The sequence below is a fragment of the Arthrobacter sp. Y3221114 genome (genome assembly GCF_059092625.1).
The window spans coordinates 106,935-131,970 of record NZ_JBNHHW010000008.1 but is presented as its reverse complement, the minus strand read 5'-3'; the positions used below and the strand labels follow the sequence as shown (position 1 = coordinate 131,970).

Here is a 25,036-nt window from a genome sequence, read left to right as displayed (position 1 = left end):
TCCGAACACCCAGTAATGGGAGCTCCCCGGTGGGGAGCTCCCATTCGTTTTTCCTGGCCGATCCCCTCATGACGCGGCTTCCCTGCCTCCCGGCGGGCGTGCTGATAGATTTCATGCCGTGAGAAGTGCTGCGCCCAGCGTGTCGATTGTCATCCCGGCCTTCAATGAAGAGTCGGTCATCCGCCAATGCATCTACGCCGCGGTGTGCCAATCAGTGGCACCGTGGGAAATCATCGTCGTGGACAATAAATCGACGGACGGGACGGCCGACCTGGTCCGCGCGATGCAGGACGAATACCCGGAGGTTTCGCTGATCCTGCTTGAGCAGGATGCGGAGCAAGGCCTGATCCCCACCCGCAACTTCGGGCTGGACCATGCCACCGGGGAAATCCTGGGCAGGATTGACGCGGATTCCGTCCTGGAACCTGACTGGGTTGAGCGTGTGCAGGCGGCTTTCGCCGACCCGGAAGTGATGGCGTGCACCGGTCCGGTGCTGTACTACGACATGCCGATGCGGCGCTTCGGCCTCCAGGCCGACGACCGCCTGCGCCGCTTCGTCCTGAAACTGGCCAAGAAGCAGTACCACTTCCTCTTCGGTTCCAACATGGCGATCCGTCGCGGGGCCTGGGACATTATCCGCAACGAGGTCTGCCGCGACGAAGCAGACGAGATGCACGAGGACATCGATATCTCCGTGCATCTGGCCGACCACGCGCTCAGGATCCAGTACGTGCCGGAAATGATCAGCGGAATGTCTGCCCGGCGGCTGGAAGACTCGCCCAAGGACTACCGGTACTACGTCACGCGCTTCGACCGGACGTACAACGTCCACAAGATCGACCGCCGCATGGCGCGCGTGCCCATGCTGATTTTCATGAGCGTTTACTACCCTGCAAAGCTCCTGCGCCGGGTCCACCAGGCCCGGACGCAGGTCCGCGTGACGCGCGGCGGCCTGTAGCCGTTATTCCCTCCCGGGCCCGCTGGCTTCCGGCGCCGGGATGCGTTCTTGCACCCTCGCCCGGTTCTGGGAGAGGACGACGGCGGCCAGGCCCGCTAGGATCAGTGCGAGCCCCGCGTAGGTGCCCCACGGGAGGGTCTCGCCGAGGAACACGGCCGCCAGCGCCGCGGCCCCGGGGATTTCCAACAGGATGATCATCGAAACCACCAGCGGGCTCAAGACGGCCAGCAAATGGTTTAACACCGAGTGTCCCAGCAACTGGGCAACCACGGTCACGCCCAGGATCCCGGCCCACGCCTCCGGCGGGAACCCGGTGAGCGGCTGCCCGAAGGCCAGCGCCATGGCCAGCAGGATGAGTGCGCACAACCCGTAACAGATGGTGGTGTAGGGCCCGGTCGAGAGCCGGCGCCGCACCCGGCTGCCAGCCATCGTGTAGATCCCGGCCATGGCCCCGCCAACCAGGCCGAGCAGGTCGCCCAACAGCGCCTCGCTGGAGAGCCGCAGGTCAAACCCGGAGATCACCAGTACGCCGGCGAACGCGAGGCCAACACCCCACAAGATCAGCCGGGACGCCTTAACGCCGCGCAGCCGGTTGAACAGGACGATCCACGCCGACTGCAGGCAGACCAACGCGGTGGCCGCCGCCACCGAGGTCAACTGCAGGGCGGTGATGAAGCAGGCGAAGTGGAGTGCCAGCGCGACGGCCGCCACCGCGCTATAGCCGATGTCCGACGTCGTCAGGTTCCGGAACTCATGGCGGCGGCCAACGGCTGACGGTACTCCCATCACCACGGCGCCGATGATGTTCCGCCAGAACGCGATGGCCAGGGCGGGGGCGGCAGTGGCAGCCATGATGGGACCGGACGCGGAGATGCCGAGCACAGCCATCGTGGCCAGGAAGATGATCACCCCTTCAGCGTAGGGGCGAAGCCGGTCAAAACCCCATCCCGTGGCGGGGGCGGTGCGGGAGCGAACGCAGCGAGGCCCCGATCCGCAGATCGGGGCCTCGCGTTTCCGGTGGAGGCAAGGGGACTCGAACCCCTAACCCCCTGCTTGCAAAGCAGGTGCGCTACCAATTGCGCCATGCCCCCGGAGGGTCCGGCCGGTCAGCCCGGCCGATTCTTGAGTCACTCGACCTTATCGGTCGCTCGGCTCCATGCGGTTTTCTCCGCTTCGGATTCCTGCCACTTCTTGTACACGAAGACACCCGCGGCCGCGGCTGCCATCAGCAGCAACTTCTTCACGGTGTCCTCCCGACATCGGTGGGATCAGTCAATCCGTGGGCGTACCAGGACTTGAACCTGGGACCTCTTCGTTATCAGCGAAGCGCTCTAACCGCCTGAGCTATACGCCCCCTGCCCTTGCGGGCCGAGATACGACTTTACAGTACGCCGGGCCGGAACTTCAAATCGGCTCAGTCGTCCGTTAGCGTGACCCCGATGCCGCCGACCAACGTCGCCGAGATGTTGTAGAGCACCGCGGACAGCATCGCCAGCGCGGTCAGCAAGACCACGTTGACGACGGCGATGATGGTGGCGAAGGACGCGACCTGTCCCAGCGAAGCATAGGACCGCAGATCGAATCCGCCGCCCTCGGTGCCCGCTACTTCCGTCAGGAGCCCGTTGACCCGGTCAAAGATGCCGGTGATGTCCAGCGTAGTCCAGAGGACGATGGAGGCCACCACGGTGACGATGCCCAGGGCAACGGAGAGCAGGAAGGCCATCTTCAGCACCGACCACGGGTCGACCTTGCTGACCAGCAGGCGGGCACGGCGGACCTTGGCCTTCGGAGCCGGGCGCACGAGTCCCGGGCGGGCGGCCTGGCCCGCCGGGCGCTGCCCGCCGTTGGCCGGCCGCTGCCCGCTGCTCGCCGGCCGTTGGGCCGGGCGGGCCGGCGTGCCGCCGTTGCGAGTGGTAGTCCTGGGCGCGTTGGCCGGCTGCGGGCGCGTACCCGGCCGTGGCGTTTTAGGTGTACTCACTCGTTTCCTCCGTTTTCCGGCGCCGGCGATTCGGCTGCGGACTGCGTCATGTCTGCGTCCAACGGTACTTCATCGTTTGCCTGCTGCGCAGGTTCGGCGTCGGTTGTGGTGCCGGTTTCGGGACCCTGGGGCGCGTCCGACGCCTCGCCGTCTTCCTCGTCGCCGCCCAGGCCGCGTTCGGAGTTCCTGGCCACGGCAATGATGCGGTCCTTCTTATCCGGCTTGGCGAAGATGACGCCCATGGTGTCGCGGCCGCGGACGGGGACACCGGCGACGGAGGAGCGGACCACCTTGCCGCTTTCCATCACCACCAGCACCTCGTCTTCCTCCTGCACAATCAGTGCACCGACCAGATGCCCGCGTTCTTCCTGGTACTTGCCCACCTTGATGCCCAAGCCGCCGCGGCCCTGGACGCGGTATTCGTCGGCCTTGGTCCGCTTGGCGTAACCGCCCGCAGTCACGATGAAGACGTAGGAGTCCTCGCGCAGCACGCCGGCCACCAACAGTTCGTCGTCCTCGCGGAACTTCATGCCGGTCACACCGGAAGTGGCCCGTCCCATCGGCCGGAGCGCCTCGTCCGTCGCGGTGAACCGCAGGGACTGGCCGCGCCGGGAAACCAGCATCATGTCGTCGGTCTCGGCGACCAGCCGGGCCGAGACGAGCTCGTCGCCGTCACGCAGGTTGATCGCGATGACGCCGGCGGAACGGTTCGTGTCGTAGTCCTCCAGCCGGGTTTTCTTGATCAGGCCGCGTTTGGTGGCCAGCACCAGGTAGGGGGCCTGCTGGTAATCCTTCAGGTCCATGACCTGGGCAATGTGCTCGTCCGGCTGGAAGGCCAGCAGGTTCGCCACGTGCTGGCCCTTGGCGTCGCGGCCGCCTTCGGCGAGTTCGTATGTCTTGGCCCGGTACACCCGGCCCAGGTTGGTGAAGAACAGCAGCCAGTGGTGCGTCGTGGTGACAAAGAAGTGCTCGACGACGTCGTCGCCCCGGAGCTGGGCGCCGCGTACACCCTTGCCGCCACGCTGCTGGGAGCGGTAATTGTCGCTGCGGGTGCGCTTGACGTACCCGCCGCGGGTGATGGTGACGACCATTTCCTCTTCGGGGATGAGGTCTTCCATGCTCATGTCCCCGCCGTAGCCCATCATGATCTGGGTCCGGCGGTCGTCGCCGTACTTGCCGGTGATCTCGGCCAGTTCCTCGCTGACGATGTTGCGCTGGGCTTCTTCGGAGGCGAGGATGCGGTTGAACTCTTGGATCATCCGCTCGAGTTCGGCGTGGCGGTCCTGGATCTTTTGCCGTTCCAACGCGGCCAGCCGGCGCAACTGCATGTTCAGGATGGCCGAGGCCTGGTCGGTGTCGATGTCCAACAACTGCATCAGCCCGTCGCGGGCTTCTTCCGTGGTGGACGAGGCGCGGATCAGGGCGATGACTTCGTCGAGTGCATCCAGGGCCTTGAGCAGGCCGCGCAGGATATGCGCTTCCTCCTCGGCCTTGCGCAGCCTGAAGCGGGTGCGCCGGACGATGACTTCCAACTGGTGCGTGACCCAGTGGCGGATAAACGCATCGAGGGTCAGGGTACGGGGCACCCCGTCGACGATCGCCAGCATGTTGGCCGCGAAGTTCTCCTGCAGCGAGGTGTGCTTGTAGAGGTTGTTCAGCACCACCTTGGCCACGGCGTCGCGCTTGAGCACAATCACCAGCCGCTGGCCCGTGCGGCCAGAGGTCTCATCGCGCAGGTCGGCGATGCCGGCGACCCTGCCTTCCTTGGCCAACTCGGCGATCTTCATGGCCAGGTTGTCCGGGTTCGCCTGGTACGGAAGTTCCGTGACCACCAGGCAGGTGCGGCCCTGGATTTCCTCCACGTTGACCACGGCACGCATGGTGATCGAGCCCCGGCCGGTGCGGTAGGCGTCCTCTATGCCCTTATGGCCCAGGATCTGCGCGCCGGTGGGGAAGTCGGGACCCTTGATGCGCTGGATCAGCGCTTCGAGGAGTTCTTCACGGCTGGCGGTGGGATTGTTCAGGTACCACTGCACGCCGTCGGCTACTTCACGCAGGTTGTGCGGCGGAATGTTGGTGGCCATGCCGACGGCGATGCCCGAGGAGCCGTTGACCAGCAGGTTCGGGAAGCGGGCGGGCAGGACGGTCGGTTCCTGGTTCTTGCCGTCGTAGTTGTCCTGGAAATCGACGGTGTCCTCGTCGATGTCGCGGACCATTTCCAGCGCCAGCGGCGCCATCTTGGTTTCCGTGTACCGGGGGGCGGCTGCACCGTCGTTGCCGGGCGAGCCGAAGTTGCCCTGCCCCAGCGCCAGCGGGTAACGCATGGTCCAGTCCTGGATCAGGCGGACCAGGGCATCGTAGATGGCCATGTCGCCGTGCGGGTGGTACTGGCCCATGACCTCGCCCACCACACGGGCGCACTTGTTAAAGGAACGCTCGGGGCGGTAGCCGCCGTCGAACATCGCGTACAGCACCCGGCGGTGCACCGGCTTGAGTCCGTCGCGGACGTCCGGCAGGGCGCGCCCGACGATGACCGCCATGGCATAGTCCAGGTAGGACCGTTGCATTTCGGTCTGCAGGTCGACCTGCTCCACCCGGTCGGTCAGGATTTCACCCTCGATCGGCTCATCGCCGATGCCTTCGGGCAGGTCGGGCGTCTCTTCGTCGCTCATCGTTTAAGTTTCCTTTGCGTCAAAACCTTGGTGCGGCCCGGTCGGCCGCCGCGGGCCGCCGTTCACCGGCCGGCTGCGGCGGGGGCTAAATGTCGAGGAAGCGGACGTCCTTGGCGTTTTGCTGGATGAAGGTGCGCCGGGATTCGACGTCTTCGCCCATCAGTATCGAGAAGGTCTGGTCCGCGGCGGCGGCATCCTCCATCGTCACCTGCAGCAGTGTCCGGTGGTCCGGGTCCATGGTGGTGTCCCACAGCTCCGTGTAGTCCATTTCGCCGAGCCCCTTGTACCGCTGGATGCCGTTTTCCTTGGGCAGCCGCTGGTTGTTCGCCAGGCCGCGACGCACGGTTTCGTCCCGCTCCCGGTCGCTGAAGACATAGTCGTGGGGGTGGTTGGACCATTTGATCCGGTAGAGCGGCGGCTGCGCCAGGTAGACGTAACCGTTTTCGATCAACGGGCGCATGTAGCGGAACAGCAGGGTCAGCAGCAGCGTGGTGATGTGCTGGCCGTCCACATCGGCGTCGGCCATCAGCACGATCTTGTGGTATCGGGCCTTCTCCACGTCGAAGTCCTCGCCGATGCCGGCACCGAACGCGGTGATCATGGCCTGGACCTCGGCGTTGCCCAGCGCGCGGTCCAACCGGGCCCGCTCCACGTTCAGGATCTTGCCCCGCAGCGGCAGGATGGCCTGGGTCTCCGGGTTCCGGCCGCGGACGGCTGAACCGCCTGCGGAGTCGCCCTCCACGATGTAGATCTCCGACTTGGATGGATCGCGGGACGAGCAGTCCTTGAGCTTGCCCGGCATGCCACCGGATTCGAGCAACCCCTTGCGCCGGGTGGATTCGCGCGCTTTCCGTGCGGCCAGCCGGGCCTGCGCGGCCTGGATCGACTTGCGGATCACGTCGCGGGCCGGCCCGGGATTGCGCTCCAGCCAGTCACCGAGCTCGTCCGTGACCACACGCTGCACAAAGCCCTTGGCCTCGGAGTTGCCCAGCTTGGTCTTGGTCTGGCCCTCGAACTGGGGCTCGCCCAGCTTCATGGAGATGACGGCGGTGAGGCCTTCGCGGATGTCGTCGCCGGTGAGGTTTTCTTCCTTCTCCTTGATCAGGTTCTTCTCCCGCGCATAGCGGTTGATCAACGAGGTCATCGCGGCACGGAAGCCTTCTTCGTGCGTGCCGCCTTCGTGCGTGTTGATGGTGTTCGCGTAGGTGTGGACGCTCTCCGAGTAGGAGGTGGTCCACTGCATCGCAACTTCCACCGAGAGTTTGCGGTCCGTGTCCTCGGTCTCGAACGCGATCACCTCGGGGTGGATGACTTCCACCTTCTTGGAGGAGTTCAAGTGGGTGACGTAGTCCAGCAGGCCGTGGTCGTACTTGTAGACGACCTGGCGGTGTTCCGCCGTGGTCTCAACCTCGGTGCCGGGCGTCGTGTCCAGATCCACGTCCTCGGCGTCCGGTGCGTGAATTTCCGGGTGGCGCTCGTCGGTCAGGACGATCTTGAGGCCCTTGTTCAGGAAGGCCATCTGCTGGAACCGGGCGCGCAGCGTTTCGAAGTCGAATTCGGTGGATTCGAAGATCTCCGGGTCCGCCCAGAAGGTCTGCGAGGTCCCGGTCTCGGTGGTCTCCTCGCCGCGGCGCAGGTCGCCCACGGGCAGGCCGCCGTTGGCGAACGACTGGTGCCAGACGTAGCCCTGCCGGCGGATCTCGGTCTCCACGCGGGCCGACAACGCGTTGACCACCGAAATGCCCACGCCGTGCAGGCCGCCGGAGACCGCGTAACCGCCGCCGCCGAACTTGCCGCCTGCGTGCAGGATGGTCATGACCACCTGTACGGTCGGCTTTCCCTCGGTCGGGTGCATGTCCACGGGGATGCCGCGGCCGTTGTCCACCACCCGGACGCCGCCATCGGCCAGCAGCGTCACGTTGATCGTGTCGCAGTAGCCGGCCAGCGCTTCGTCGACGGAGTTGTCCACGACCTCATATACGAGGTGGTGCAACCCGCGCGGACCGGTGGAACCGATGTACATGCCCGGGCGCTTGCGGACGGCTTCCAGGCCTTCGAGGACGGTGATGTCGCTGGCGTCGTAGTGCTTGCCGTCGTTGCCCTCTGTCATTTGGGGTTCTGCGCCGGTGTTTTCCAGCTCATTGTCCTCTGCCACAGTTGCCGTTGACTCCTTGTGTTCCGTCCGGGGGACTCGTGTGTCGGCGCCCTTCCGGTAAGAGGACGGGCGCCGCCTAGTCAATTCTACCGTGTCGGGACGGTGAATCCTGCACGAACATGGCTCTATGCGGCACGGAAACCGGGTTTTGACGCCGCCGCCGGGTGCCCGATGGGACGGTGTATGTCCGCGGACGTCTCCAGCGCCCTACACGCCGTCTAAGCAAGCGCGAGCCGGCTGCTTCCCGCGGGCATCCTGTGAGGGGCGAAATCAGCCGTAGGTGTCCCGCGGTCCGCGGCCGCCGACGGACCTCTTGCCCTTGCGCCAATTGGGCGCTGCCGGCGCCAGGACCTGGATTTTGGTGACGACGCCGGGGCCCAGCTTTTCGTCGAAACGCTTCAGCAGGGCGCTGCTGAGCAATCGCAGCTGTGTGGCCCAGGCCGTTGAGTCGCAACGGACCTGCACCGTGGTTTCCTCGAAGCTTTCCGGCCTGCAGTGGGCGGCGATGTCCGCGCCGACCAATTCATCCCACCGCGAAATGACCGACCCGACCGCCACCGGGGAGTTCCAACCGCGTTCTGCGACGAACCGGTCGAACACGCGCCCCAGCCCCTGTGGGTCGCGGCCGAAATCCTGCGGCCCCCCGGACGGCCGGGCCCCCTTGGATGGGCGACGGCGGCTGTTGGCCCGGGTGCGCACGTCGCCGCGGGCCGCTGCCGCGAGGCGCACCCGGTTCAGGACGGCTTTCGCGGCGTCCAGGTCGTCCACGGCACCTTCGTCCGGTGACGACTCAGCTCCGGCCCGGCCCGCGGGCAGGGGAGGCACCGCGGGATCGGGCAGGTCCGGCCGACTTCCCACCGGCTCTGCCGGCTCCTGCGGCTGGGCCCGGTCAGGCGGTTTCCTGGCCATTGGCCACGCCTCCCGGCACTACCATGAACTGTTCTCCCGCCAAGGCCTCGGGGATGTCTTCGGCCACCGCAGCCGTGACGATCACCTGTTCGGCGCCGGCCACGATGCCCGCGAGCTTGGTCCGCCGCTGGTTGTCCAGTTCGGCGAAGACATCGTCCAGGATCAGGACAGGAGTCGCGCCCGGAGTCGCGTCGTCGTCGCAGAAAACGTAGTACGAGGCCAGTCGGAGGGCCAACGCCAGCGACCAGGTTTCGCCGTGCGAGGCGTAGCCCTTGGCCGGCGCCTGTCCCAGCAACAGTTCCAGCTCATCCCGGTGTGGTCCTACCAGCGAGATGCCCCGCTCCGTTTCCCGTTTGCGCTGCTGTTTGAAGGCGGCAAGGTAGAGATCCGCCAGTTCCGCCGTATCCAGGCTTGCCAACGGCGGAAGGCCAGCCCCGCCGTCGTTCTCCACCTCGCCGTCATCCGATAGCTGGCTGTGGATGGTGGATCGGTAAACGGCGGCCGCATGCTTGGACCCATCGGTGAGGGCGGCGTACGCGGCGTCCAGGTGTGGCTGCAGCAGGTCCACCAGTTCCAGCCGTGCTTTCAGCAGGGCGGCCCCGGCCTGTGCCATGTGCTGGTCCCAGACCTCCAAGGTAGCTCCGTGGGCGGAGGTGAACCGTCCGCTGGCGCGGGCCGATTTGAGCAGCGCATTGCGCTGTTTGAGGACGCGTTCAAAATCGCTGCGGGTGGCCGCGTGGTGCGGGACCAGGCTGGCCAGCAGCTCGTCCAGGAAGCGGCGCCGGCTGGACGGGTCGCCTTTGACCAGCGCGAGGTCTTCGGGGGCGAAGAGCACCGTGCGCAGGTGCCCGAGGATCTCCCGGGCTCGCACGGGGTTGGCACGATTGATCCGCGCCCTGTTGGCCTTGCCCGCGGTGATTTCCAGCTCCAGCGAGGTGCTGCGCCCGCCGCGGTCCACCCGCGCCCGCACCAGCGAACGCTGCCTGTCGAACCGGATGAGCGGTGCGTCATTGCTGACCCGGTGTGATGAGAGCGACGCAAGATAGCCGATGGCCTCGACGATGTTGGTCTTGCCGACCCCGTTGGCCCCGACAAACACCGTAATGCCGGGCTTCAAGGCGATGTCCAGCTGCGGGTAGGTGCGGAAATCGGTGAGGGACAGGTATTCAACAAACAATGCGTTACAGCTACTTCGACTCGTTGCGGGGGCCGGACTGGTCTTGTGCAGGCTTCCTGACTGCGTGTCCGCCGAACTGGTTCCGGAGGGCGGCCACCATCTTCATCGCGGGCGCATCATCCTGGCGCGACGCGAACCGTGCGAACAGGGCCGCCGTAATGGCCGGGGCCGGGACGGCGTGCTCGATGGCTTCCTCGACGGTCCACCTGCCTTCGCCGGAATCCTCGACGTAACCGCTAACCTGGCTCAACCCCGGGTCCTCTTCGAGCGCCTTGACCATCAGGTCCAGCAGCCAGGATCTGACCACCGTCCCCTTTTGCCAGGCCCGGAAAGTGCCCGGAACATCCTTGATGATGTCCTTGGCTTCCAGCAGTTCGTACCCTTCGGCGTACGCCTGCATCAACCCGTATTCGATCCCGTTATGCACCATCTTGGCGTAGTGGCCGGCGCCGACGTCGCCCACGTGGGCGAAGCTTTCCTCCCGCGGGCCCTCCGGCCGCAGCGCGTCGAAGACCGGCATCGCTGCCTGGACAAGTTCGGTGGGTCCGCCGGCCATCAGGCCATAACCGTTCGCCAGGCCCCAAACGCCGCCGGACACGCCGACATCGATAAAACCTATCCGGCGTTCGGCCAGGAGGGCTTCGTGCTTTTGGTCTTCGGTGAACTTCGAGTTGCCGCCGTCGATCACCAGGTCTCCGGCGGAGAGCTTACCGGCGAGCTCCGCGATGACCGTGTCGGTGACTTCGCCGGCGGGCACCATGACCCACACGGTGCGCGGACCAGGCAGCGCCCGGAGCATTTCATCAACGCTCGCGGTGTCACTGACCTCCGGGTTCCGGTCGTAGCCGGTCACCTCGATGCCGCCGTCCCGGAGCCGCCGCCGCATGTTGAAACCCATCCGGCCCAAGCCGATCAGTCCGATGTGCATCCCAGTCACTCTTTCCTCTCGTCCATGGGTCGGTGGGATCAAATTACTGGTTAGGCAACCTCACTGGCATGAGCAGGTACCGGTAGTCTTCCTTGTCTTCGCCCTCGAGGTCGTCCTGGGCCGATATGACCGCAGGCTTCGGGGGCGTGGTGAAGGAGAACCGGACGTACTTGCTGTCGAAGGCGCTCAGGCCCTCGGACAGGTAGTGCGGGTTGAAGGCGACGGTGATTTCGTCGCCGGAGAGCGAGGCTTCAATTGCCTCCGAAGCCTGGGCGTCTTCGCCGGTTCCCGCGTCCAAGGTCAGCAGACCATCGGTGAAGGCCAAGCGGACCGGAGTGTTGCGCTCGGCCACGAGGGAAACACGGCGGACGGCTTCGATCAGCGTCGTGGTTTCGACTGTCGCATGGATCGGGGTGTTGTCCGGGAACAACGAACGGATCTTGGGGTAGTCACCGTCGACCAGCAGCGACGTGGTGCGGCGTCCGCCGCTTTCGAAACCGATGAGTTCGCTATTGTCCGAAAGCGCGATGTTCAGGTCGCCGGAACCACCCAACGTTTTGGCTACTTCGCTTAGGGTCTTCGCCTTGACCAGCGCGCTCGTGGAAATACCCGGCGTCGTCGGTCGCCAGGACAGCTCCCGGAGGGCTAGGCGGTAGCGGTCGGTGGACAGCAGAGTAATCAGGTCGTCTTCGATTTCCATCCGGACACCGGTCAAGATGGGCAGGGTGTCGTCACGGCTCGCCGCAATGATGACCTGGCTGACAGCCTGGGCGAACGCTTCTCCATCCACGACGCCGCTGACATCGGGCAGGGCAGGGAGTTCCGGATAATCGCCTTCGGGCATGGTGGCGAGGTTGAACCGGCTGTTGCGGCAGGTGAGAGCGACTTTCGAACCGTCGGTTTCGATATCGACAGGTGCCGACGGCAAGCTTCGGCAGATGTCGGCCAAAAGGCGTCCGGAGACCAGGATGGTGCCTTCGTCGGTGACGTCGGCCGGGATCTGAAGACGGGCGGAAATCTCGTAGTCGAAGCTGGCAAGACTCACCATGCCGCCTTCGGCCCGGATGAGCAGGCCAGACAGAACGGGGACAGGCGGACGTGGTGACAGGGAACGGGCTGTCCATGTCACGGCTTCCGCCAGAACATCCCGATCAACTCTGAACTTCACTGAAGTAAGCCACCTTTCACAACGAACATGCCGGGGAAGACCGCCTGCGTCTGGCCGGGTGCAGTGCGTGGGACTGCGAGCACCAGGTTGAAGCAGATGGCAACGATTCTCTGTGCAAGCTTAGCCGCAGCAACCGTCATTGCGCACCGAGAGTGCGACGACGTCCGGATGAGCCGATTCGGCACGATGTGTGGGAACCGGGACAGGGTCAAATGTTATTTGGAAGAACTTCAAGAAATGGGATTCGTAGTGTTAATAACTGCTGTGGATACTGTGGAAAACCCCGGTTGACCCTTCCCCTTGGCGGAAGTTGGCTGTTCACAAGATGTGCAGGGCGTTCGTAACCGGCATGGAGTGCCTGTGGACGAAAATCCTTGGGATTTCGGGCGTCCACAGGCGGCATGGTGGTTTTCCTCTTAAGGACCTGGGTTCTCCACTTAAGAATCCACAGCCTTATCCACACCTGTTAATTTCACCGGTGTAGTTCCCGGCAGGGGCCGTTGCCAGCGCCGCGGGAGGCTAGCTTTCGCGCTGTTGCTGCTTAATGCGGTTGGTCAGCTCCGTGACCTGGTTGTAAATCGCCCGGCGCTCAGCCATCAACTCGCGGATCTTTCGGTCGGCGTGGATGACGGTGGTGTGGTCGCGGCCGCCGAGTTCCTGGCCGATCTTCGGCAGGGACATGTCGGTCAGTTCCCGGCACAAGTACATGGCGATCTGGCGGGCCGTCACCAGCGTCCGGGTCCGGGACTTGCTGGTCAGCTCCTCCATGCTGAGCTTGAAATACGCCGCGGTCTGGCCAAGGATCGTGGCCGACGTGATCTCCTGCGCCCCTTCGTCGGTGATCAGGTCTTTGAGGACTATCTCGGCCAGACCCATATCGACTGCCTGTTGGTTCAGGCTGGCGAACGCGGTGACGCGGATCAGGGCGCCCTCGAGCTCGCGGATGTTGGTGGAGATCTTCGAGGCGATGTACTCGAGGACCTCGTCGGGGACGGACAGCCCCTCGCTGATGGCCTTCTTGCGCAGAATCGCGATGCGGGTCTCCAGCTCCGGCGGCTGGATGTCCGTCAGCAGCCCCCACTCAAACCGGGACCGCATGCGCTCCTCGAAACCGGAGAGCTGTTTCGGCGGCAGGTCGGAAGTAATGACTACTTGCTTGCTGTGGTTGTGGAGGGCGTTGAACGTATGGAAAAACTCTTCCTGCGTCGCATCCTTGTTGGCCAGGAACTGGATGTCGTCGATCAGCAGGATGTCGACGTTGCGGTAGAGCTGCTTGAAGCTGGCGCCCTCATCGTCGCGGATGGAGTTGATGAAGTCATTGGTGAACTCTTCCGAGTTCACGTACCTGACGCGGATGCTGTTGTAGAGATGGCGCGCGTAGTGCCCGATGGCGTGCAGCAGGTGGGTTTTCCCGAGGCCCGAGTCGCCGTATATGAAGAGGGGGTTGTACGCCTTGGCCGGTGCTTCGGCCACCGCGACGGCCGCGGCGTGGGCGAAGCGGTTGGATGAACCGATGACGAAGGTGTCGAAAATGTACTTCGGGTTGAGCCTGCCCAGTTCCGGGGACGCGGCCTGCGCCGCCGGCTGGGGCAGTGACTCGCTCCGCACGACGGCGGGGGCCGGACGGGGCTCTTGTTCGGGTTCCGGTTCCGCCTGCGGAGCCATATCCGTGTCGACGCTGAAAGCGCAGAGGATGTCGTCCTTGAATACTTCGAACAGTGCATCGTGGAGCGGGTCTTTGAGCTGTTGCGACTGGAAGACTTCGCGTGTCAGTTCGTTGGGGACCGCCACCAGCAGCGTTGTGCCGATCAGCCCTTTGGCATGCGCCAAGACGATGAAGCCGCGCTGCCGGGGTGAGACGCGGTCGTCTTGTTCCAGCGTCCGGACCACTTTGCGCCAGGAACTTCCGACGTCGTTTATCTGGTCCGTGTCCACGTAGTACCCCTCAGAAATGCTCAGCATGCTTCGGCATTTGCCGACAGCCCGCCCGAAATCCACAGACTTATTCACAGACAGTGGATAAGGGGCTCCTGCCAAGAGTAGAGCATGAATCTGCTGGGCGACAGTTGGGATGCGGCCCCTGTGGACGCCACTTTAGGGAGGTGTCAGGACCGCTCAAAGCGGCCTTGGCGTAGAGTTGTCCACAGGCGTTATCCACGGAAACGCCCGGGCGCCGAGACCGCCGGTTTGACGGTACTCACCGCCATCGCCTAACGTTGACTAGTCCTTCATGTCTACTTTGTTGACCTTGTGCGTCCGACGCCCTGGCAACGGAATAGACCCCATATAGAGCGCCGACCTGTTCTTCCCCCTTGTTGCAATGGGTCCAACCGCATCTGTCGATCGTCTTGGAGTAACCACCGTGAGCAAGCGGACTTTTCAGCCGAATAACCGCCGTCGTGCCAAGAAGCACGGCTTCCGCCTTCGCATGCGCACTCGCGCCGGCCGTGCCATTCTGGCCGCCCGCCGCAGCAAGGGCCGCACCGAACTGTCGGCCTAAATAGCCAGTTTGTCGACCCGGCTGTGAGGTTCAGTTCCCGCAGCGGTGTTCTTCGGCCGGCTGGGTAGCGCATGCTTCCCAGCCAGCACCGGATGCGCGCATCGGCGGACTTCTCAACAACTGTACGTTCCGGCGCCCGCTCAGGGCGCCGGAACTTAGTGTTATATGCGGCGGCAGCAGACCCGGCCCGACCGGCATCTTTTGGCTTCATCGTCTCGAAGGCCGTGGGGAACGCCGTCATCCGCAACCGCGTTAAAAGGAGACTGCGGGAACTGGCAGCAGCCGGGTTAAGGGAGAATGAGTATTCCCGAGGGATCACCGTGGTTGTGCGGGCCCTTCCGGCAGCTGCCAACGCAGACTTCACGGCTTTGGAACTGGATTACCGGAAGGCTCTCAAGGCCGCCCTCGGCAAGTTGACCTTAACGCGCACCGCCACAGCAGAAGCTGCGCACGGAGAGAAGGGAAGAGCCGAATGAGTGCCTGCGCCCATGACGTACCTGTTCCCGCTCATTCCGTCGTGCCCAGGAGGACCATGAGTCCTCCGCAGTATGCGTTGATCGGTCTGCTGCGGGTGTACCGCAAACTCGTTTCGCCCCTGTACGGCCAGGTCTGCCGCTTTTTTCCGTCCTGTTCCGCGTACGCATTGGAAGCAGTGACGGTCCATGGCGCCGCCAAGGGCAGTTGGCTGGCCGTCCGCCGCCTGCTCCGGTGCCATCCATGGAACCCAGGCGGAGTAGATCATGTTCCGGCGTCTGCATCCTTCGACCAGTGGCTGCAGGAGAACCCTTCCAGAATCCCCCGGATCGTGGAGCTTAACCACCCATTCATTCCGGCCGACGATGAAGGCCGCGGCGCGGCCCGAGGAGCAAATCAGTAATGGACTTCTTAAACACCATCCTGACCCCGTTCACGTGGGTCGTCTCCGGGATCCTGTGGGCATTCCACGCCGGCTTCTCCTGGCTTGGGATGGATCCGGCCAACGGCTGGACGTGGACGTTCTCGATCATCGGGTTGGTGCTGGTGATCCGCGCAGCCCTCATTCCGGTCTTCGTCAAGCAGATCAAGGCCCAGCGCGGGATGCAGGCACTGCAGCCTGATCTCCGAAAGCTGCAGCAGAAGTACAAGGGAAAGACCGACCAGCTTTCCCGTCAGGCCATGACGCAGGAGCAAATGGCGCTGTACAAGAAGCACGGCACCAACCCATTCTCGGCCTGCCTGCCGATGCTGGTGCAGATGCCGTTCTTCTTTGCGTTGTTCAGCGTGCTGAACAACGCTTCGCGCGCCAGTGCGAACGGCGAGGGGATTGGCGCTCTATCGCCTGACCTCATCCGTCAGTTCGACGATTCGTCCATTTTCGGTGCGCCGCTTTCCGCGTCCCTCCTGCACGGCGGAGGGGGCGCCCAGCAAGTCTCCGTGGTCATCCTGTCGATCATCATGATTCTGGCGATGACTGCGTCGCAGTTCATCACGCAGAAGCAGATCATGGCCAAGAACATGTCCGCCGAAGCAATGCAGTCCCCGTTCATGAAGCAGCAGCAGATGATGCTCTACATCCTGCCTCTCGTCTTCGGCATCGGCGGCATCAACTTCCCCATCGGCGTGCTGATCTACTGGACAACCACCAACGTGTGGACCATGGCGCAGCAGTTCTTCGTGATCCGGCGCATGCCCACCCCGGGTTCGCAGGCTGCCCGCGAACTGGCCGAACGCCGGGCGAAGAAGGGCCTGCCGATGGTACCGCTTCTGGGCGAGCGGAAGACCGAGGCGCCCGCGGCCGACTCCCCAGCAGAGGTGAAAGGCCAGCGCCAGCAGCCACAGCGGAAGAACAGGAAGAAAAAATGAGCAGCGAAAGCGTATCCGAAGTGACCGAAGAACTTTCCGACGAGGCGGCTGCGGCGGATGAACAGCAGGAGGACGCTGTCTCGAATTCCGCCAAGCGCTTGGAGGAAGAAGGAGATGTAGCTGCGGACTACCTCGAAGAACTCCTCGACATCGCGGACATCGACGGGGACATCGACATTGAGGTCCGTAACGGCCGCACCTATATCTCGATCGTCTCCGAAGAGGAAGACAACAACGCGCTCAAGGCGCTGGTGGGCCCTGACGGCGAGGTCCTCGAAGCACTGCAGGAGCTGGCCCGGTTGTCCGTTCTAACCACCACCGGCAACCGCTCCCGCCTGGTTCTGGACATCACCGGCTACCGCGAAGGCCGTAGCGAAGAACTGCTTAAGATCGCCGAAGACGCCGTCGCCGAAGCCAAGGAGACAGGCCGCGACGTGGCGCTCGAGCCGATGAGTGCGTACGAACGCAAGATCGTCCATGACGCCGTTGCTGAACTCGGGCTGATCAGCGAATCCGAGGGCGAGGGGTCCAACCGCCACATCGTGGTGTCGGTGGAGTCCTGACCTGGTCCGGCGGATCGGTCTGATAGGCAGAGGTATGTCCGTAGTTGAAATGAGTGTGGCGGAGTCCAGAGCGGCTCACGCCGTTTTTGGTGAACGCCTGGGCCTGGCGGAGCGGTACGTTGCGCATTTGGCCACTTCCGGCATCGAACGAGGTTTGCTGGGCCCCCGGGAGGTCCCGAGGTTGTGGAACCGGCACGTCCTCAACTGTGCCGTCGTCGCAAACTTGATCGGGCGCGACGCCGCGGTTGCGGATGTAGGAAGCGGGGCCGGCCTGCCGGGACTGACCTTCGCCTTGGCGCGGCCTGACCTGCGCTTGACGCTGATCGAACCGCTGGAGCGCAGGGTCGCCTGGCTCAATGAAGTCATTGAGGATCTCGCACTTGACAATATCGCTGTGCTGCGGACGCGAGCCGAACTTGCGGGGGACGAAGTCACAGCGGATGTCGTGACTTCTCGAGCAGTGTCGGCTCTCGACAAGCTCGCCCGCCTATCCATTCCACTGCTGCACGGCACCGGCGAGATGCTGGCCATCAAGGGCCGCAGTGCGGCTGACGAAGTCCAGAAGGCTGAAAAGGTCATCAGGAAGCTCGGCGGCCGTGAAACAGAGGTCCTGACCGTAGGAGACGGTCTCTTGGAAGAGCCGACGACGGTGGTGCGCATCCGGGTTGCTGCGTGACCTATTGCTCCACACACCCACGGAACGCCCGTGAATCCGGCCGCGCAACGATAGGCTAAGAGTGGCCGGTGGCGGACAGAGAAAGCGGGCGGAATCCAAGTGGCGATCAACAACACGGTGTCGGGTTTCATGGGGACCGAAGCCGAAGAATCGTCGCATCAAGAAGTAGCCAAACAACCGAACGCGGTTGCGCTTGACCCCCATAGCGGTCCTGTTTCACGTGAAACCTCCCCTGGGAACGAGGCTGAAATAGCCAACTCCAACATGAAGATAGAGGCTACGGTTCCAAACGTTATGGATTCGATCGACGAAAGCACACCTCTCGCGCAGGAACTGGCGAGCGAAAACCGCAGGCGCGAGAGGCTGAAGGCCAAGGAGCTTCCCCGGCCCGCGCATACCCGGGTTTTGACTGTCAGCAATCAAAAGGGTGGGGTCGGCAAGACCACGACGACGGTCAACATAGCAGCGGCCTTGGCTACGGCCGGTCTGAACGTACTGGTCATTGATATCGACCCGCAGGGCAACGCTTCGACGGCCCTCGGGGTCGAGCATCACGCTGAAGTCGACAGTATTTACGACGTGCTGATCAACGATATGCCGCTGGGGGACGTGATTGCGCAATGCCCCGACATCGCCCACCTGATCGTCGCGCCCGCCACGATTCACTTGGCCGGGGCAGAGATCGAATTGGTCTCGTTGGTGGCCCGTGAACAACGCCTGCGCCGGGCCATCGAGGTCTACGCGCAGGAACGGGAGGCGGCCGGACTGCCCAGGCTGGATTATGTGTTTATCGATTGCCCGCCCAGCCTGGGGCTACTGACCGTTAATGCTTTCGTTGCAGCCCAAGAGGTACTGATTCCCATCCAATGCGAGTACTACGCCTTGGAAGGGCTGAGCCAGCTCCTCAAGAACATCGAGATGATCCAGAAGCACCTCAATGCTGGATTGATAGTTTCGACCATCTTGCTGACGATGTACGACGGACGCACAAACCTTGCAGCCCAGGTTGCAGCCGAGGTGCGCGAGCATTTCCCGAACGAAGTTTTGAGTGCAGTCGTTCCGCGATCGGTCCGTATCTCGGAGGCTCCGAGTTACCAGCAAACGGTGATCACCTATGATCCGTCGTCCAGCGGGGCCCTGTCATATCAAGAGGCAGCAGCCGAAATCGCCGAGCGCGGCAAGTAACTGTGAAGCCGCACTGCAACGGTAGAATTACGCCTTAAGCGAGCTGGTGCATGCCAGCTCGGCGCATGACGGAAGAGGGTCCAGATGAGTGAGAAACGTCGCGGCTTGGGCAGAGGCCTGGGCGCGTTGATTCCCAGCGCTCCGGCAAGTGAAGAGACCGAGCCGACGGAGGGACAGGGAGCTTCCGCGAAACGCCGGACCCAGCGACCCGTAGACGTTTTCTTTCCCGCTTCCAGCAGGAGGGAAGAGGGGAACACCGCAGTCCTCACGACGACCGACTCCGAGACGGTGACAGGATCGAGCGCCGCACAGGTAGCCGAAGTGCTGCGGGCTCCTCGCAAGGTGGGGACAACCACCGCCAAGAAGCCTGCTGCGAAGAAAACGGTAAAGGGAGATTCGGAAGGCGCGTCTTCGCGGACGGGCGGCAACGGCGCTGCCGGTCACCCCGACGCGTCCGCAAAGGCAAGCAATGCAACAGCGTCGGAGGGTAACCAAGCACTCGAGTCCAACTCAGCCTCGGACGACGTGCCCGTTTCACGTGAAACGGCCGGAGCAGTTGACTTGGTCGAGGTTCCGGGTGCTACCTTCGCCGAAGTCCTTGTTTCCGCCATTCAGCCGAACCGTAAACAGCCTCGCACCGTCTTCGACGAGGAAGACATGGCGGAGCTGGTGCACTCCATACGCGAGATCGGCGTCCTTCAGCCGATCGTTGTGCGTCCCTCCGACGATGGTGGCGCACGGTACGAGTTGGTCATGGGTGAACGCCGCTGGCGCGCCACCAAAGCCGCCGGCCTGGAAACGATTCCAGCGATCATCAGGTCCACCTCGGATGATGACCTGTTGCGGGACGCGCTGCTCGAGAACCTCCATCGGAGCCAGCTGAATCCGCTCGAAGAGGCCGCGGCCTATCAGCAGCTGCTTGATGACTTCGGTTGTACTCATGATGAACTAGCGGACCGCATCGGTCGCTCGAGACCCCAGGTCTCCAACACTTTGCGGTTGATGAAGCTTCCGCCGCTCGTCCAGCGGCGAGTTGCCGCCGGCGTATTGAGCGCTGGCCATGCCCGTGCCCTCCTGGGACTCGTTGATCCCGGAGAAATGGAAAAGCTGGCTCAGCGCATTGTCGCCGAGGGCCTTTCCGTTCGCGCAACCGAGGAAATTGTTTCCCTAAGTGACGGCGTACGCCGACCCAAACGGGAAAGCAAGCCGCGCGAAGGAGCTCGGCACGAGCGGCTCGACTACCTTGCTACCTCCCTGTCTGACCGCTTGGATACCAGCGTAAAGATCACCCTGGGCGCCAAGAAGGGACGTGTCAGCATCGAGTTCGCCAGCGTCGACGACCTGAACCGCATCATGGACGTCCTGAACCCCACGACGTCATAGCCTTCGTTCCACGTGAAACAATGGGCTCCGTTCCACAGGGACGGGGCCCATTTCCATCGCTCTTAGCGACCGCAAGGCATAGGAATTGTAGGGAGCGTTGGATTTGGACGAGGCTGAGGGTCCCCTCCCAAACCCACGGCGGCTAGCCCCCTTTCAGAAGAGAGTCGGTATCGTCCGCGGGCTCGCGCACGCTGACCGTGTGGAACGTGGCTAGTGAACAGGGGGCGACACTGTCCGTCCTATTATCGCCAGGACCTTGACTCTCTACTGGGTAAGCCGTTCGCCCGCATCAAACACCCCTCCGGACGAGATCCGACGATGTACCCCTTATGCAGCTTGTTTCAGCTGACTGAGCTCGGGTCCAAGGATAGAACGTAGAGAACCTAGAGAACGTGTTTCACGTGAAACCGCTCGGACCCACTTGGCGAGGATCGCCTGCAGACTCGAGGCTTAGCAAGTGGACGGAAGATCGGTATTGTGCGCAGGGGCCAGTCCACCTGACGCGCGTCGCTAGTTCACGAGCCGTTCTCCGGGGGAGCAGCGGCACTGCACTGCCCGTTGAGCCTCACAGCTAAGGCAGTGGAACCGCTAGCACCGGCCGTCTGTGATAGACCATTCGCAATGAGATCGATGGGCGTCGAGTGACTTCGTGCCGGCGCTAATCGTGGCCTACTTGCCGGGGGCAAAGGGCAGATGGATAGTGTGTTTCACGTGAAACTCCTGCGGCGTGGCCAGCCTTCGGTCTTGGTTCGCTGGTGGCTTGTGCACAGGCTCGCGGGCCTGCGCACGCCGAACGCGTGGATCGTGGCTAGGGAACCGGGGGGGCTACACTGTCCGTCCGATTATCGCCAGGGCCTTGACACTCTACTGGGTAAGCCGTTCGACCGCGTGAAACACTTCTTCGGACGAGATCCAGCGATGTACCCCTTATGTAGCTTTGGTTTCAGCACATGACTGAGCTCGGGTGCAGTCAGAGAACGTAGAGAACGTGTTTCACGTGAAACAGCCCGGCCCAACCTTGCGAGGATCCTCTGCACTCTCAAGGCTTAGCAAGCGGATGAGAGATCGCTGCCGTCGCCAGCGTCCAGCCCACCCGGTGCGCGCTAGTTCACGTGCTGAGGCGGTCGCCGGGGGAGCAGCGGCACTGCACCGCCCCGTAGGGTCCAAACGCGCAGCAAATGGAACCGCTAGCACCGGCCGTCGGTGAGACTTCCTTCATAGAGATGGATACGCGTCGAGTGACTTAGTGCAAGGCTAATCGTGTCCTACTTGCCAGCGCAGAGAGACTGCGTGTTTCACGTGAAACTTCTGGGGCGTAGCCAGCTGGTGGCATGGGCGCCGGAGGACGCGGGGCCGGGCACGGCGATCGCGTGGAACGTGGTTAGGAACCAGGGGCCGGACTCTTTTCCGTCCGCCTATCGCCAGGACTTAACGTTCTACTTGGGCAGCCATTCGACTGGATCAAACACCTCTTCGGACGAGGTCCGGCGAGATACCCCTTACGGGTTTTGGCTTCAGCACACGTGTCCGCCCGGCCTCAGTCAGCGAACACGGTTCGGCGTGTTTCACGTGAAACCGCCCGCACCAATGTGGCGAGGATCTTCTGCACCCTCGAGGCATAGCAAACGCGCGGGTGGTTATCGCCACTTTGTCTAGCGTTCAGCCCACCCATGCATGACGGAAGTCTACCTGCCAGCCGTTCGTCCGGGGAGCAGCGGGGATGACTGTCCCTAGAGCACCAACGCTTGGCAAGGAAAAGCTTGCACCTGCCGTCCGCGGGACATCATGCCGCAATATTCGCTCCTGCTTTCCAGACGACTAAGTGGAAGGGGACGGTTTGTTTCACGTGAACCTTCCATGCGCGGCCGGCGTACGGCTCTGGTCGCCAGCGGGCGTGGGCAGATGAGACCTGCTTACCTGCTCGGAGGACCGCGCGGCGCCGCCCCCTGCAAGCTGAATCGTTTTGCAACGGGTAATAATCCTCCGTATCTACCGCCGCCGCAAGTGTCGATGCTGTCGCCCACCGGAACCGGTAGCTCTCCGCGCCCGCGTCGGAGGAGCCGCCACAGGAGGTGCGCTTGCAGTAGCCAAGGCCCGGGATTTCATCTGAGAGAGCCTGGATCGGGGCACCAATATGGACCAGAAGGAGCCGTCAGAGGGTTCGGACCTTCCAACCAACTAGGGGACAGGGGAGAGTCCCTTGTGTATTGGTTCGGCTGTCCGAGCCATTTGTCTGGGATTTCGAGGAGATGACCGAGCAGTCTCGAGACCTGAATCCCCAGGTTCACGTGAAACATTGACCCTGCGCAGCAGTTGGGTGAGTTGTGCGACCCGGTTCTACTACTTCGACCATGCAATTTGTGCCCAGCACATGCTGTCATGCCGCGAAGGGGGGGGGCGCGCATTTTCTATCACCTCCGGCACAAAGCCCCGAGCGCAGGTACCTGCCGCCCAGCACAGGAGTCTTAAGTTTCTGCTGCTGCGGCCGCACGATCAGGTACAAGACATTCGTCTTGCTGTCCGTACGAAAGGGGATGTTTCCCGTGAAACTACCACTTGGCAGCCATGCATCTGTATTAAGGCGGCTGAGACGGCACCCCCGCGGCTGTTTGGTGAGTGGTTACACGATAAACAAGGGACTAGCGTAGGGTCGAGCCGGACCGCGTGCCAGCGGCAGGTCGATCACGATCCGGGTCCGGTCCTATCAGCCCGCGCCCTCACAGGTCATGCACATGTCGCACCGGAGGAGGGATTGTGCAGCGGCCGGAAGCCTTTGACGGCGGCGCGGTCGGTGGCGGGCGAAGGGTTCTCGTCGAGGCCCAAACAGACAGGGCCTAGTGGGACACACCGGCCTTCGAGAATACGTCGGACCGTACATAGGTGGTTGAGGAAGGCAGGGCTTCGGGAGCGCCACGGTTCTCCCGGGGAACTTTCCCATAGGCGGGCGCCGCTGCTCTGCGACTCTTCGGGGAGGGGTCTCGCAATCGCACACATGACTGGGCCAGGCGTTTCACGTGAAACTTGCTACCATCTGTCGCCGTTTGGCCTGGCCCTCATCAATTTGGCGAGGCTAGGGCGCACTCACGGCGTGTTTGGACGCGTAGACGATGCCGCCGACTCCATGGTGTCGGCCCTCTTGTTGACTCATCTTGAACGCCTGCGCGCAGGATCGAGCTACAAAGCAAACGTTCGCGCGCTGCACCGGGACAAACTGCGAGCCCCAGGCCCCCGGCTGCCGTTTCGACACAGACCGACCGGCGCCACCATGTGAGTGATTGAAATGGTGCGGCTTTTGGCATACCCCCACCGGCGCACTTAATGACGATTTCATGCGGAACAACGTCACGCATCCGTTAGTGCGGTACTGGTATTCGCCTGTAGACGCGTAACCGGATCGGTGAAGGGGGAGCGCCCTTCGCGGGCGAAGTAAGGCGTAGCGGCGGCATGACCGCGTGCGTCAGTATCCATTAGGCCAGCTCAGCGCGGGGGAGAGGGCGAGCCACCCTCGGTGCTCGGATCCGGCGCCGGCACTGCGCTCATGGAAGATAACGCAGTTCCTGGCTAAGCAGAAGCTCGCGTACATGGGGTAAGCATTCGGCTCCATACCCGGCCAGTCGCAGCTACTCCGAGTGGCAAGTTACTCCGAATTAGGCGGCCTCGAGTGGACGTACCCAGTGCGGCCCGGAAGCACGCCAAACCCAAAAGGGCCCTACCCCTCGTTTCACGTGAAACAAAGGAGAGACGTGAGTCGGTGTCAGGTGCCCGGGTTAAACCGCAGGACGTCGTCGAGTGCTAGGGTGCCCGTCGGCTCGTCGTCCTCTTCCAGCAGATAGAGCCTCTGGATCGCAATGACAATGGAGTCGGCCAAGACTTGCCGATAGATGGGATCAGCGAGGCGAGGGGAGTCGAACGGGCTGCTTAAGTAACCAAGATCGAGCTGAACAGACGGGGTACTGGGGAGCCGCAGGATATCCCAGCTTCGACCGTGAATGCCCAGATTAGTAGACCCAGTGCGGGCCACGATCTCCTTCAGGATTAGTTCGCCGGCACGGTGCCCAATGGGAGACCGGACTTCACCTGATTCGGGACGGCCCCAAAAGAACGCACTGACGCCGCTGGCTGCCTCTTGCGGCAACCAGTCACAGTGGAGGGCGATGCTCAAGCTCGGAGAAGCGCTTTTGATGAGGTCTGTGCGGTCTGCTCCGCCGTCTTGCGTTTGTTTTTCAACAATTTCAACACTGGCGCCGAGTTCGGTCAGGATCTTCTTCACTCGGCCGGCGACGTCGCCGGCTACGAGTTTTTCGGTCAGGCGGCGGCCCGAGGCAACGTCGGGGATGTCGGCCCAGTGCTGCGCGCCAGAGCCCGGAGCGATCGCGATAGTCCGGCCGCGCAACGCCGCAGAGGCCTGGTTGAGTCGTTCGTAATCGCGGAGTGAAAACGCTTGGCTTGGACTGATCGTCCGGTTGATTCGGTCCATCGAGGCAGCCAGTTGTTGGTCGGCAACGCCGGAAGGTTCAAGCCCCAGATTTAGTTGCAGTTCGCGGACGGCGTGGTAGGTCCGTTCCCCGTACTCGCCATCAATGTGACCGTAGTAGAAGCCGAGGAAAGACAACTGCCGCTGCAACTCGGTGACATCATCGCCCCGAAGAGGCGATGCCTCCAACGTGAAGGTCAGCGGACGATCCCCGAGTTTGAACTGAGCCTCCGCCAAGGCTCGCTCGGTTTCCTGACCGACCACACCGTCGACCATCAGCCCCCGGTGTTGCTGGAAGGTGCGTACGGCCGCATCAACGTGGTCGTCGAAGACCGTCGGGTTGTTTACTTGATCCGGAGCCAGATAGGCCATGGAAACGCCAGCGCGTAGTAGCCCTTCACGAAGGGCTACTACGCGTCGACTTATGTCTGAACGGCGCAGGCTCTGGTCCGCAGCGTCGTTTTCCAT

At 63.2% G+C, this 25,036-nt stretch carries 20 protein-coding genes and 2 tRNA genes; 9 read left to right on the top strand and 13 right to left on the bottom strand.

Annotated elements, in window-relative coordinates; translation table 11 throughout:
* Positions 1 to 118: 118 nt before the first annotated feature.
* Entirely contained in the window at positions 119 to 958 is an 840-nt protein-coding gene (locus tag AC5RV3_RS16150; protein WP_494107008.1) for a glycosyltransferase family 2 protein, read from the top strand.
* A 3-nt stretch (positions 959 to 961) separates the two neighbouring features.
* On the opposite strand, the gene AC5RV3_RS16145 is transcribed toward AC5RV3_RS16150, so the two are convergent.
* The 12 genes from AC5RV3_RS16145 to dnaA form a co-directional block, all read right to left on the bottom strand.
* The gene (locus AC5RV3_RS16145) at positions 962 to 1,867 is read right to left on the bottom strand and encodes a DMT family transporter (RefSeq protein WP_494122979.1); all 906 of its coding nucleotides are present in this window, start codon (positions 1,865 to 1,867) and stop codon (positions 962 to 964) included.
* 109 nt (positions 1,868 to 1,976) lie between these two features.
* Positions 1,977 to 2,049 (bottom strand) — tRNA-Ala (locus AC5RV3_RS16140).
* A gap of 36 nt (positions 2,050 to 2,085) precedes the next feature.
* The gene (locus tag AC5RV3_RS16135; protein ID WP_494107038.1) at positions 2,086 to 2,202 is read right to left on the bottom strand and encodes a DLW-39 family protein; all 117 of its coding nucleotides are present in this window, start codon (positions 2,200 to 2,202) and stop codon (positions 2,086 to 2,088) included.
* A 36-nt stretch (positions 2,203 to 2,238) separates the two neighbouring features.
* Positions 2,239 to 2,312, bottom strand: a tRNA-Ile gene (locus AC5RV3_RS16130).
* Positions 2,313 to 2,372: 60 nt separating this feature from the next.
* Positions 2,373 to 2,936: a DUF3566 domain-containing protein gene (locus tag AC5RV3_RS16125; protein WP_494122978.1), complete on the bottom strand. Its 564-nt coding sequence runs from the start codon at positions 2,934 to 2,936 to the stop codon at positions 2,373 to 2,375.
* Entirely contained in the window at positions 2,933 to 5,608 is a 2,676-nt protein-coding gene (gene gyrA, locus AC5RV3_RS16120; protein ID WP_494122977.1) for a DNA gyrase subunit A, read from the bottom strand. The genes AC5RV3_RS16125 and gyrA overlap by 4 nt, the downstream gene beginning before the upstream one ends.
* Before the next feature lie 85 nt (positions 5,609 to 5,693).
* Entirely contained in the window at positions 5,694 to 7,718 is a 2,025-nt protein-coding gene (gene gyrB / locus AC5RV3_RS16115) for a DNA topoisomerase (ATP-hydrolyzing) subunit B (protein WP_494111132.1), read from the bottom strand.
* Positions 7,719 to 8,033: 315 nt separating this feature from the next.
* A complete protein-coding gene (locus tag AC5RV3_RS16110) occupies positions 8,034 to 8,672 on the bottom strand; it encodes a DciA family protein (RefSeq protein ID WP_494122976.1) in 639 nt (212 codons plus the stop codon).
* The gene (gene recF, locus AC5RV3_RS16105; protein ID WP_494122975.1) at positions 8,653 to 9,849 is read right to left on the bottom strand and encodes a DNA replication/repair protein RecF; all 1,197 of its coding nucleotides are present in this window, start codon (positions 9,847 to 9,849) and stop codon (positions 8,653 to 8,655) included. Before recF ends, AC5RV3_RS16110 begins: the two co-directional genes overlap by 20 nt.
* A gap of 10 nt (positions 9,850 to 9,859) precedes the next feature.
* Positions 9,860 to 10,786: a phosphogluconate dehydrogenase (NAD(+)-dependent, decarboxylating) gene (gene gnd, locus AC5RV3_RS16100; RefSeq protein ID WP_494122974.1), complete on the bottom strand. Its 927-nt coding sequence runs from the start codon at positions 10,784 to 10,786 to the stop codon at positions 9,860 to 9,862.
* 34 nt (positions 10,787 to 10,820) lie between these two features.
* The gene (gene dnaN / locus AC5RV3_RS16095; protein WP_494110927.1) at positions 10,821 to 11,945 is read right to left on the bottom strand and encodes a DNA polymerase III subunit beta; all 1,125 of its coding nucleotides are present in this window, start codon (positions 11,943 to 11,945) and stop codon (positions 10,821 to 10,823) included.
* A gap of 519 nt (positions 11,946 to 12,464) precedes the next feature.
* The gene (dnaA, locus tag AC5RV3_RS16090; RefSeq protein WP_494122973.1) at positions 12,465 to 13,907 is read right to left on the bottom strand and encodes a chromosomal replication initiator protein DnaA; all 1,443 of its coding nucleotides are present in this window, start codon (positions 13,905 to 13,907) and stop codon (positions 12,465 to 12,467) included.
* Between the two features lie 400 nt (positions 13,908 to 14,307).
* Here dnaA and rpmH point away from each other — a divergent pair, with 400 nt between their 5' ends.
* The 8 genes from rpmH (at position 14,308) to AC5RV3_RS16050 (ending at position 20,094) form a co-directional block, all read left to right on the top strand.
* Positions 14,308 to 14,445 carry a 50S ribosomal protein L34 gene (gene rpmH / locus AC5RV3_RS16085; protein WP_127513203.1) on the top strand — a complete coding sequence of 46 codons (138 nt, stop codon included), beginning with the start codon at positions 14,308 to 14,310 and terminating at the stop codon, positions 14,443 to 14,445.
* Between the two features lie 71 nt (positions 14,446 to 14,516).
* A complete protein-coding gene (gene rnpA / locus AC5RV3_RS16080) occupies positions 14,517 to 14,921 on the top strand; it encodes a ribonuclease P protein component (RefSeq protein ID WP_493988365.1) in 405 nt (134 codons plus the stop codon).
* A gap of 56 nt (positions 14,922 to 14,977) precedes the next feature.
* Positions 14,978 to 15,322 (top strand): membrane protein insertion efficiency factor YidD, encoded by a 345-nt coding sequence (gene yidD / locus AC5RV3_RS16075; RefSeq protein ID WP_494110926.1) that lies wholly within the window; start codon positions 14,978 to 14,980, stop codon positions 15,320 to 15,322.
* A complete protein-coding gene (gene yidC, locus AC5RV3_RS16070) occupies positions 15,322 to 16,287 on the top strand; it encodes a membrane protein insertase YidC (RefSeq protein WP_494110925.1) in 966 nt (321 codons plus the stop codon). The genes yidD and yidC overlap by 1 nt, the downstream gene beginning before the upstream one ends.
* Entirely contained in the window at positions 16,284 to 16,850 is a 567-nt protein-coding gene (locus tag AC5RV3_RS16065; protein ID WP_494110924.1) for a Jag family protein, read from the top strand. The genes yidC and AC5RV3_RS16065 overlap by 4 nt, the downstream gene beginning before the upstream one ends.
* A 34-nt stretch (positions 16,851 to 16,884) precedes the next feature.
* Positions 16,885 to 17,526, top strand: coding sequence for a 16S rRNA (guanine(527)-N(7))-methyltransferase RsmG (rsmG, locus tag AC5RV3_RS16060; RefSeq protein WP_494122972.1), 642 nt, complete (start codon positions 16,885 to 16,887; stop codon positions 17,524 to 17,526).
* A 99-nt stretch (positions 17,527 to 17,625) separates the two neighbouring features.
* On the top strand, positions 17,626 to 18,711 hold the full coding sequence (locus AC5RV3_RS16055; RefSeq protein ID WP_494122971.1) for a ParA family protein: 1,086 nt from the start codon (positions 17,626 to 17,628) through the stop codon (positions 18,709 to 18,711).
* 84 nt (positions 18,712 to 18,795) lie between these two features.
* Positions 18,796 to 20,094 (top strand): ParB/RepB/Spo0J family partition protein, encoded by a 1,299-nt coding sequence (locus AC5RV3_RS16050; protein WP_494122970.1) that lies wholly within the window; start codon positions 18,796 to 18,798, stop codon positions 20,092 to 20,094.
* 3,754 nt (positions 20,095 to 23,848) lie between these two features.
* On the opposite strand, the gene AC5RV3_RS16045 is transcribed toward AC5RV3_RS16050, so the two are convergent.
* Positions 23,849 to 25,036 carry an N-acetylmuramoyl-L-alanine amidase gene (locus AC5RV3_RS16045; RefSeq protein WP_494122969.1) on the bottom strand — a complete coding sequence of 396 codons (1,188 nt, stop codon included), beginning with the start codon at positions 25,034 to 25,036 and terminating at the stop codon, positions 23,849 to 23,851.